Origin of the sequence: Clostridium sp., from assembly GCF_021372645.1 — a bacterium.
Lineage (GTDB): Bacteria > Bacillota > Clostridia > Clostridiales > Clostridiaceae > Clostridium.
In genome coordinates, this window is sequence record NZ_JAJFUC010000105.1 from 1 (window position 1) to 10,487 (window position 10,487).

The following is a 10,487-nucleotide window of genomic DNA, read 5'->3' on the forward strand; positions in this document are numbered from 1 at the left end:
TAAAAATGTTAATGGTCAAAAAAATAAAGTCTTTTCAGAATGTAAAGATATAGCAAACTTTGATAAAGAAAAAGTTTTGGAAAAAGCATTACTTAGAGCTTTTCAAAATGAATTAATAAATATTTCTGTTTTCAAAAATAACTAGGACATGTTAAGAAAGAGCAACCTTAAATTAAGGAGCTCTTTTATTTTTTTGAGAAGTTATATAATTAATATTTGTAAGATATTTACTTTTGATACTATATGTAATATAATGGATTAATAAATTGTGAGGTTTATCCGATATCTAGCATACTTAATACGCTCACTTTTTTGAGTGGTAAATAACGGATGCACGTTTCTGGATAAGTTCTTCTAAGCTTCAGGCGGAAGAAAGTTGTATTCATATTAAGAAAACTCCACGTGAAGCTAAAAAATCACTTTATGAATTATGAGAATAGGAAAAGGGTGGCGGGGTTTATGAGTAGGTGTCCATTTTGGTCAACAACAAGAGAAAAGGTTGAATGTTATAGGGAATGTCCTATATTAATAGGGGAATCATCTGAAGAGCGAGATGGTGAACAATGTATTTTTCATGAGTGCACAGAATCAAATAGCATAAATTTTATAGGTATTATAAAAGAAGATTCTAGTTTTCTGAATTTAGATATGTATGAAGATGATAAAATCATAAATATTAACTACTAAATATAATTAATAGAGATTAGAATATACTAAATAAGATATATTCTAATCTCTATTTATTTTGGTTTCCTTGCTTAAAGAAATTCAACTTATATTCACACGCTGCATTAATTATAGATTCAGGGTCTATAATTAATCTTATGCTTCATATGAATCAGTATATTTATGAAGTAAGGAGTGTTTTAAAGACCATAAATTTTGTGACAAATCAACATAATAAGTATGAGGATTTTCAAATCTGAGTACCTCAGGCCATAGTTTATCAGATTCAATTTTTGAAAATTGTTTGATATCTAGAACACTAGGAGATTCATATATACATTTTCCACTTTTAAATATTTGTACTTGAAGGTCCTTGGTATAATAATTTTTGATTTTTTTTCTCTTCCAAGTATGAACAGGATTGAATATTACTAAGGGTTCAGATTCATTAACGTTTTCATCTCTCAAAGCAATTAAATCAGCTAATGCCTTATGAGAATTTTTATCAAAAATTCTTATTATCTTTTTAAAACCAGGATTAGTTATTTTCTCTTCATTTTCACTTATCTTAATTTTGGGAATTATTTCATTATTATTTTCTAATGCAACCAATTTGTAAACACCACCAAAAACTGGTTCAGATTTTGCAGTTATAAGTCTTTCACCAACACCAAAAGAGTCAATACTAGCCCCTTGAGCTAAAACATCTTTTATAATATGTTCATCTAGGGAGTTGGAAATCACTATTTTACAATCATCATATCCAGCTTTATTTAACATTTCTCTGCATTTAGTTGTTAAATAAGTAATATCACCAGAATCTATTCTGATGCCTTTAGGTCTTTTGCCAAGAGGTTCTAAAATTTCATTGAATACTTTTATTGCATTTGGAATACCTGACTTTACAACGTTATAAGTGTCAATTAGCAATACACAGTCATCAGGATAAATTTCTGCCCAAGCCTTAAAAGCATCATATTCAGTATCATATAATTGAACCCAACTATGAGCCATGGTACCTATAGCAGGAATATTAAACATCCTGTCTGATAGAGTACAAGCAGTTGAACTACAGCCACCAATCATAGCAGCTCTAGCACCATAAATTGCACCATCATATCCTTGAGCCCGCCTTGAACCAAATTCCATTACAGGGCGCCCCTCAGCAGCTCTACAAATTCTATTAGCTTTTGTAGCAATCAATGTTTGGTGATTTATAGTTAAAAGAATCATTGTCTCAATAAATTGTGCTTGAATCACAGGGCCACGAACAGTTACAAGTGGTTCATTTGGAAATACTGGATTTCCTTCTGGAACTGCCCAAACATCACAAGTAAATTTAAAGTTCTTTAGATATTCAAGAAATTCTTCTGAAAAAGTATTTTTATCTCTCAAATAAGTAATATCATTATCTGTAAATTTTAAAGCTTTTAGATATTCTATTAATTGCTCAACACCAGCCATTATACAATAGCCACCTTCATCAGGAATTTTTCTGAAAAACATGTCAAAATAAGCTATTTTGTCTTGAAGTCCTTTATCAAAATAACCATTACCCATAGTTAATTCATAAAAATCAACTAGCATTGTTAAGTTTCTTTCATCTTTTACATTGAAACTAATTCTATTATTCATAATAATCTCCTTTAAATAAAATACATAAAACTATTGTATATCTATAACTCTTTGATTACAATATAGTTGCCTATAACTTAAATTTAGATATATATTAATTTTTAATATGAAAATCGTAATATTCAATATTTCAATATAAATTGTAATTTATAGTTGCTCAAAAGTTATGGATTTCAGAGGCTGTTCTAAAAACATCAGTTATGGGTAGAATTTAAGGTGAACATAAATGATACCCTAAAGGAAAATAAAAATTAAAGATAAATATAATTTAACATAATTAAAAATGAAAATAAACAAGAAGAAAGAAGGATTTATATAGTGGGATATAACCTTGACAAATATCAGATGAGTGCAGTAAAAGCGGAAGAAAAAAATGCTTTAATAGTTGCAGCACCTGGTTCTGGAAAGACAACTGTTATAATAAATAAAGTTAATGATTTAGTAGAAAATAAAAAAGTTTCTAATGGGAATATAATAGTAATTACGTTTACAAAAGCAGCGGCTCAAAATATGAAAAAAAGATATTCACAGATATTCAATGCAAATATATCTCCATTTTTTGGAACATTTCACGGTTTGTTTTATAAGATGCTTTTAAAACATGGAGAAAGTATAGATATAATAGAAGGGGGTATTGCTCATAGAATAGTTAGCAATGTTTTAAGCAAATACTTTGATGAAGTTAATGAAGATAAAATAAAAGAAGCAATAAATAATATTTCTTTATATAAAACATCTAGAGCTTCTTTAAGTGAATTTAAACCATCTCTTACAAAAGAAATTTTTGAGGAAGCCTTAGAAAAATATGAAGAGTATAAAAGAGAACATAACAAAAGAGATTTTGATGATTTAGCTATAGAGGTATTGGAATTACTTAAAAAAGATGAAAATATGCTTTTAGCATATAGAAAATTATTTAAATATATTTTAGTAGATGAATTTCAAGATTGTGATGAAATGCAAATTGACTTTTTAAAATTAATAAATGATGGTGAAAATAATAGTCTTTTTGCAGTTGGAGACGAAGATCAGTGTATTTATTCTTTTAGAGGTTCAAAGCCAGAATACATGGTTGATTTTGATAAGATATTTAAAAATGGTAAAAAATATTATCTATCAATTAATTATAGAAGCAAAATGAATATAGTTTATAAATCAAAAGATGTAATAAACTTTAATAAAAAAAGAAACAATAAAGAAATAAAGTGGAATAAAGACAGTGATGGAATCATTAAATGGTTTAGTCCCTATAATGAAAAAATGCAGGCTGAAAGCTTAATTAATATAATTATAGAAAACAAAAGTCTAGGTATTCCTTATGAGGACAATGCAGTATTATATAGAACCAATATGGAATCCATGACAATGATAGATGTTTTAACGAAAAGAAAGATTTCATTTACATTATTAGATAGAGAATATAATTTCTTTGAACATTTTATATGTAGAGATTTAATTGCTTATTTAAAATTATCAAGTAATCAATTTGATACAAATAGCTTTTTGCAAATAATAAATAAACCTTTTAGATATATAAGCAAAAGCAATATTGCTTATATAAAGAATTATGTGCAAGAAGAAAATCCATTTACCATATTAATAAATAAACAAGATACGCCACCTTTCCAAAAGAAAAAACTTGATGACTTAAGGAAAGATATTAATTATTTAAATAAAATTTCATTATCATCTGCAATTGCATATATAGTTATGGATTTAGGATATATAGATCATTTGAAAGGATATGCTCAAAAGTTTAACCAAAGTTTAGAAGATTTAGAAGATATAATAGAAGAATTTAAATTGTCAGCAGAAGGTTTTAAAACTATATTTGAATTTTTACAACATATTGAAGAAATAAAGCAGACCATAGAAGAAAGTAAGAAAAAAACGAAAAGAGAAGGAGTTATTTTAAGTACTATACATGGAGTAAAAGGTATGGAATTTAAAAATGTATATGTCATAAATTGCGTAGAAGAAACAATACCTCATTCAAGTAGCATAAAAGACAATATTGAAGAGGAGAGAAGGCTTTTCTATGTTGGAATAACTCGTGCTATAGATAACCTTTATTTATTTTCCCCAAGAAACAGGAAAGGCCAGTTTAAAGAAGTTTCAAGATTTATTGTTGAGGGAAAATTAAATGATATGCCTGTAGATACTTATGGTTATGAAGTTGGAAATGAAGTAGCTCATAGGACTTATGGTATGGGAATTGTTGAGGAGCTTAATGAAGATAAGATTAAGCTGAAATTTGATGATGGAACTTTCAGAAGTTTTTCTTTGAAGGTGTTATTGGATAATGGATTAATTAATAATATTGAGCAGATTAAAAAATAAGTTAAAGGAAAGTATGTTCGTAAAATGCATTTTATTCAGTTTAATTTATAGACTTAATGGAGAAATAATACATTTCTGAACTTATTTTTATAAAAAATTATAATAATAAGAAGGATATTACATTAATTTGTAGAAAACATAATATAACTGGTATAAAAGTACTGGTTAATAATTTATGGGAGAGGTGAAAGATGTGGAAAGTCATGACAAAAAATAGTAACAGAAGAAAATAAAAGAAAAGCTTATGAGGAATTAATTAAAGAACTTAAAGAAGAACTTGAAAATAAGCCAAAAGAGATAGAAAGGCTTGAAATTGAATATTTAAAAAAATATCTTTTGGACGTTATTAGGGAAGGCTCATATATGGAAGAATTAAAAGGATTAGAAGAAAAAATAGACAAAGAAAAAAAGTTTAAGTCAAGATTTGACTCATACAATAAATATGTTAAAGGTGAATTTTGACAGGAAATATGGAATTTATATTAAATAATATGGGAGTGTGTTATTATGGAAAGAATAATTGACTATGGCAAAAAATTGATTTGGAGCAATAAAAACATACCAACTGTATATAAAGTGAAATTGTTTGAAGAAGATCAAGTGTATTATTTAAGTGCTGAATGGAGAGAAGGAACTTTTATAGAAAATTTTACAAGTGATGAAAGAGAAATTTTTAAAAAAGTTTTAGATTTAGAAAATAGACAAGTAGATTTTGAACATGTAGAAGCAAAAAAATATTATGATATGAATGGGCAAGTTTATATATTAAAATATAGAATTAATGTTAAATAGTTAGAACTAAAAGGACAACTCATTAGAGAAGTCCTTTTTTAATACCTAAACCTCCCACAAAAAGTATCAATTAAATACTTGACCAGTCTCCTAAAGTATCAAAATCATATCATATATTAATTACTATTCTTTTCTATATTATTTACTTTTGATTTTATTATTAGAGAATATGCATTTAAATTATTTAGGTTTGAAGGAAGAGAAGAAGCTAGACTAATAAGCACAGCAAAGGATTGGGCATATAATGCTATAAAATTAAGAGAAAAATATAAAATTATTTTTATCACTGATAAAGATTTTGCAGAACCTGAAAATTATAAAATTTTATATAATATATTAGATGAAGAAGCAAATGAAATAATAGGATTTAATCAAGCAATAGAGTTTATAAAGTCAATAAAGAATAAGGAATATGTTCAATTTAACTAATAAAAATAAAGATTATTTATAGGCAAGAGTATAGAAATATATTCTTGCCTTATTTTTTCGTTTTTTTCTATTGAAATTGCGATTCCATACATATATAATGTATTAAATTATATATGTATGGAACGATATTACTTTCATATTAACGAATAGTCCATAAATGACATAAAATCTAGCTTGAACCGTTAGAAATAGAGGGTTCCATGGAGTAAAAGGCATTGAATTTAAAAATGTATATGTAATCAATGCTTGTGAGGAAACAATTCCTCATAGCTCCAGTATAAAAGATAATATAGAAGAGGAAAGAAGATTATTTTATGTTGGTATAACAATAGCAATAGACAACCTATATTTATTTTCCCAAAGAAACAGGAAAGGCTAGTTTAAAGAAGTTTCAAGATTTATTGTTGAGGGGAAATTAAATGATATGCCTGTAGATACTTTGGGTTATGAAGTTGGAAATGAAGTAGCTCATAGGGCTTATGGCATGGGAATTGTTGAGGAGCTTAATGAAGATGAGATTAAGCTAAAATTTGATGATGGAACTTTCAGGAGTTTTTCTTTGAAGGTGTTATTGGATAATAATCTAATACGAAGAGTGGCTGATAAAGTTTGTGAATAAATAAAGTTACGTACTATATCCTATTGAGTTGAGTCTTGATGTAAGGAATAGTGTGAATTTGTAAAATTAACATTAAAGGACTAACAATTAACAGAAAATGTAACAAAACAATTAAGAATACATGAACTATTGCAAGGTAATGTTTTATATCTATTAGTTTAAGACTCAAGATATAAAAAAATTTTAGTTACGTTAAAACTCACTAGCTTTTAGGAGGAATTATTGATGTACAATTTTATAGAACAAATATATTTAAACGAGGAAAAGTGTGTAGGCTGTAATAAATGCCTAACTAATTGTCCCATTACTGGTGCTAATATTGCTTACCTAGTTGATGGAAATAATAAAATAAAAGTAAACACTGAAAAATGCATTCATTGTGGAAAATGTATTAAAGTTTGTGATCATAATGCTAGAGACTTCAAAGATGATACGGAAAGATTCTTTCAAGATTTATCCAATGGAAAGAAATTATCAGTAATTGCTGCTCCATCTATTATAGTAAATTTTCATGAATATAAAAAATTATTAGGTTACTTAAAAAATCTAGGCGTAAATCTTATTTATGACGTATCCTTTGGTGCTGACATAACTGTTTGGGCATATTTAAGAACAATGAAAAAAGATAACTTAAATACAATGATAGCTCAACCCTGTCCTCCAATTGTTAATTACATACAAAAATATCAACCAGAGTTAATTGATAAGCTTGCACCCGTACATAGTCCGATGATGTGTACAGCTATTTATATGAAAAAATATAAAAATATATACGATGATATTGCATTTTTATCACCATGTGTAGCAAAAACTGATGAAATTAATGATAAAAATACTTATGGTTATGTAAAATATAATGTAACTTTTAGAAAACTTACAGAATATTTAGAAGTTAATCATATTGATCTATCTAAATATGAGGAAGGCAATTTTGATGATATAGGTTGTAGTTTAGGTTTTCTTTTCAGTAGACCAGGCGGTTTGAAGGAAAATATTGAGTTACATATAAAAGATGCGTTGATAAGACAAATAAATGGCTCACAACATGTTTATAAATATCTTGAAGACTATAGTGATAATTTAAAAAACAAGAAACAAATACCTTTAGTTGTGGATATCCTTAATTGTTCTTATGGTTGTAATTTTGGGACAGGCACTTGTAATAAGTATGCAAGTTCCATCACCATAGATGAAATTGATTATAAATTCAACCAGTTAAGGAATATAAAAAAAGCAGATAAAGGTGGAAAATTAGTTCAAAAGAAAATTAATTGGTTATATGGTTATTTTGATAAAAATTTAAGACTTAAAGATTTTAAAAGATTATATAACAAAAATATTATTGTTAATGATATTTTCGAGCCTACTGATAAGCAGTATGATGAAATATTTATTAAAATGAATAAACTTACTGAAGAGTCAAGAAACATTAATTGTTCAGCGTGTGGCTACGGTTCTTGTAAAACTATGGCTAAATGTATTCATAATGGATTGAATATATTGTCTAACTGCAATGATTATAATAAGAAGGAAGTTATTAATGAACATCAGTTGTTAGAAGAAAAAAATGAATTTTTTACAAATATATCTCACGAGTTAAGAACACCACTAAATGTTATTTATTCTGTTTTGCAAATGGAAATGAGCTATTATAATAATTTAACCATAGATGATATTACAAAATATAATAATATAATTAAACAAAACTGTTTAAGGTTAATAAGATTGGTTAATAATATTATTGATTTATCTAGAATAGAAGCTGGGTTCTTCAAACCGTTATATGCAATTCAAAACGTTATAAATATAATTGAAAATATAACTTTGTCGATTACAACTTATGCAGAAAATAAAAAAATAAATTTAATGTTTGATACAGAAATGGAAGAACTATATTTGAACTGTGATGCTGACTTAATTGAAAGAATAATGTTAAATTTGTTATCTAATGCAGTGAAATACGGGAAAGAAAATGGCTTTATTAAGGTTTATATTTATAAAACAGATTCACATAACATGACTATTAGTGTAAAAGATGATGGAATAGGTATACCTGAACAAATGCAGGAAAAGATTTTTGAGAGATTTCAAAAGGTTGACACAAGTTTGTCAAGGAAAAATGAAGGTAGTGGAATAGGTCTATCTCTTGTAAAATCTCTTGTAGAAATTCAAGGGGGGACTATAACTTGTAAAAGTAAACTTAATGAGGGTACGGAATTTTTAGTAACGCTTCCTATTGTCAATGAAGATCATAATCTATCCTCAAATATGGGAAAACACATACTTTATAAAAAAGATAATAATGAAATAGTCAATATTGAGTTTTCAGACATATATATTTAATTTTAAAATAAAAAAAGAATGGTTTACTAGGGTGTAATAAACCATTCTAAAAATTGGTTAATAAGGGGTAAATAATTATGCGTTAACTACTATCAAGTATTATTATAAGATAATATTGTGTCAAGATAATGACGATTTAATCTAATTATATGAATTGTCTATTTTATTATTGATGAACTAAATTCTAATGGATGGTGATTTGATGGTTTATCAATGACATATGGGGTAAAATTGAACAGAGATCACATATATTACAGATCTTATAATAGTATAAATTTAAGATGAAATTAAAGTTGAAAAACATAATATAGAAGATAGTTCTATATAAACATATCTGCTATATTTTTATTGTATATTAATACATCTAAACTCCGTTATTGTCAAAGTAGTACCAATCATAATCATCATATAGCCATCAGAATTTACGTAGTAGTAGCCACCACTGCGGCTTTGATTCCAACCAATTGTAGTAGCTGATGCTGGTAGTGCTAAAATAGTAGTAAAAGCTAAGAGTAAAGTAGCAATTCTTCTTAGTTTTTTGAATAAATTAAATTTCCCCTTTAAATTAATGTATTTAAAATGCCAGCCAAATTAATTTCAGATGTATCTATAAATTAGAAACTAGAAACTCTATGAGTAACTAAATGTTCTCTATGACCATCTGAGTCATTACTGAAATAATATGATTTCCCATCAATAGTGTATGCACCTGTTACCATATTTCCGTCACTATTAGAGTAATATGTGTAATTATCCATAGTTAACCATCCGGTTGTAAATGTTCCATTAGTATCTACATAGTACCAATCATTTCCTTTGTAAGCCCATCCTGTATAACCTTTATATATGACAGTTTTATTAGACTTATTGGAGTGATTAGATGAAGGGGAATGATTAATAGTATAATAGTTGTTTATAATACTATTTGCACCTGCAACTGCAACTGCAACTGCACCTGGACCATTAGCAATTGCGACTACACCAGCATCGGCATCATTACCATATAAAATTTCTATTTGCTTGATATTCTGATTTTAAATTTTTGTTTTGATTATCATCTACTATTGCAGTATCAGCATCCTTCTTTATAAGTGATGCAACCATAGATAAATAAATAGATGCATAAAAATCTTGCTCTATAGCAATTGGTTTGGTTCCTGAAAATTCTTCTATTTTAATACTGCTTTTAAGTTCTTTGTATTTGCATTCTATGCCCTATCTAAGAAAATATAATTCTTTAAATAAAGTAGTAGTAATATTGCTGTCAAAAATATTTGTTGCTAACATTTCTATTGTTCCATCAGGAAGCTCAATTTTTATGACTCTTACTTTTTTTGAAGTTGTACCAAAATTGTAATTTAGAACGGTGTCATTTGAATTAATTGCTTGTATTTCTTTGTAAGACGATGATAAACGTATAACAAAAAATAATCCTTTTTCGTCTAGGAAATCAAACATCTCATATGATGGATAACCTCTATCAAAAAGTACAATACTATTATTTAATAATTTATCATTATTTATGTAAGCGCTTCAGCATATGACGTCTATAATTATTCTAAGACACATGATACCCTATCACTATAGAAATTAAATAGTGGAGGGTATTTATTTATGTCAAGAAAAAATAATTTAGCCAAAGTATGGGCGGAGCGCATAGAAG

General features: G+C 27.1%; 10 protein-coding genes. 7 read left to right on the forward strand and 3 right to left on the reverse strand.

Annotated features, from left to right (window positions below):
• Window positions 1-459 precede the first annotated feature (459 nt).
• Window positions 460-687 (forward strand): hypothetical protein, encoded by a 228-nt coding sequence (locus tag LLF98_RS15320; RefSeq protein ID WP_291705137.1) that lies wholly within the window; start codon window positions 460-462, stop codon window positions 685-687.
• 135 nt (window positions 688-822) lie between these two features.
• Here LLF98_RS15320 and LLF98_RS15325 read toward each other — a convergent pair whose 3' ends face one another.
• A complete protein-coding gene (locus LLF98_RS15325; RefSeq protein WP_291705139.1) occupies window positions 823-2,301 on the reverse strand; it encodes a nicotinate phosphoribosyltransferase in 1,479 nt (492 codons plus the stop codon).
• Between the two features lie 318 nt (window positions 2,302-2,619).
• Between LLF98_RS15325 and LLF98_RS15330 the strand changes: the two genes are divergently transcribed.
• The 5 genes from LLF98_RS15330 to LLF98_RS15350 all read left to right on the forward strand — a co-directional run bounded on the left by LLF98_RS15330 (window position 2,620) and on the right by LLF98_RS15350 (window position 8,824).
• Window positions 2,620-4,641 (forward strand): ATP-dependent helicase, encoded by a 2,022-nt coding sequence (locus LLF98_RS15330; protein ID WP_291705141.1) that lies wholly within the window; start codon window positions 2,620-2,622, stop codon window positions 4,639-4,641.
• A gap of 507 nt (window positions 4,642-5,148) precedes the next feature.
• Window positions 5,149-5,433 (forward strand): hypothetical protein, encoded by a 285-nt coding sequence (locus LLF98_RS15335; protein WP_291705143.1) that lies wholly within the window; start codon window positions 5,149-5,151, stop codon window positions 5,431-5,433.
• A 688-nt stretch (window positions 5,434-6,121) separates the two neighbouring features.
• Entirely contained in the window at window positions 6,122-6,241 is a 120-nt protein-coding gene (locus tag LLF98_RS15340) for a 3'-5' exonuclease (RefSeq protein ID WP_291705151.1), read from the forward strand.
• A gap of 45 nt (window positions 6,242-6,286) precedes the next feature.
• Complete coding sequence (locus tag LLF98_RS15345; RefSeq protein WP_291705145.1) at window positions 6,287-6,481, forward strand: hypothetical protein; 195 nt, start codon at window positions 6,287-6,289, stop codon at window positions 6,479-6,481.
• Between the two features lie 225 nt (window positions 6,482-6,706).
• Entirely contained in the window at window positions 6,707-8,824 is a 2,118-nt protein-coding gene (locus tag LLF98_RS15350) for a [Fe-Fe] hydrogenase large subunit C-terminal domain-containing protein (protein ID WP_291705147.1), read from the forward strand.
• Window positions 8,825-9,438: 614 nt separating this feature from the next.
• Here LLF98_RS15350 and LLF98_RS15355 read toward each other — a convergent pair.
• Window positions 9,439-9,744 (reverse strand): hypothetical protein, encoded by a 306-nt coding sequence (locus LLF98_RS15355; protein WP_366512129.1) that lies wholly within the window; start codon window positions 9,742-9,744, stop codon window positions 9,439-9,441.
• Between LLF98_RS15355 and LLF98_RS15360 the strand changes: the two genes are divergently transcribed.
• Window positions 9,734-9,856, forward strand: coding sequence for a hypothetical protein (locus tag LLF98_RS15360; protein WP_291705149.1), 123 nt, complete (start codon window positions 9,734-9,736; stop codon window positions 9,854-9,856). The genes LLF98_RS15355 and LLF98_RS15360 overlap by 11 nt on opposite strands.
• A gap of 183 nt (window positions 9,857-10,039) precedes the next feature.
• Here LLF98_RS15360 and LLF98_RS15365 read toward each other — a convergent pair whose 3' ends face one another.
• Window positions 10,040-10,348 (reverse strand): transposase, encoded by a 309-nt coding sequence (locus LLF98_RS15365; RefSeq protein ID WP_366512130.1) that lies wholly within the window; start codon window positions 10,346-10,348, stop codon window positions 10,040-10,042.
• Between the last annotated feature and the right edge of the window lie 139 nt (window positions 10,349-10,487).

Coding starts and splice junctions, on each gene's coding strand:
- LLF98_RS15320 (WP_291705137.1), top strand. CDS start 460: ATGAGTAGGTGTCCATTTTGGTCAACAACAAGAGAAAAGGTTGAATGT.
- LLF98_RS15325 (WP_291705139.1), bottom strand. CDS start 2,301: ATGAATAATAGAATTAGTTTCAATGTAAAAGATGAAAGAAACTTAACA.
- LLF98_RS15335 (WP_291705143.1), top strand. CDS start 5,149: ATGGAAAGAATAATTGACTATGGCAAAAAATTGATTTGGAGCAATAAA.
- LLF98_RS15345 (WP_291705145.1), top strand. CDS start 6,287: ATGCCTGTAGATACTTTGGGTTATGAAGTTGGAAATGAAGTAGCTCAT.
- LLF98_RS15350 (WP_291705147.1), top strand. CDS start 6,707: ATGTACAATTTTATAGAACAAATATATTTAAACGAGGAAAAGTGTGTA.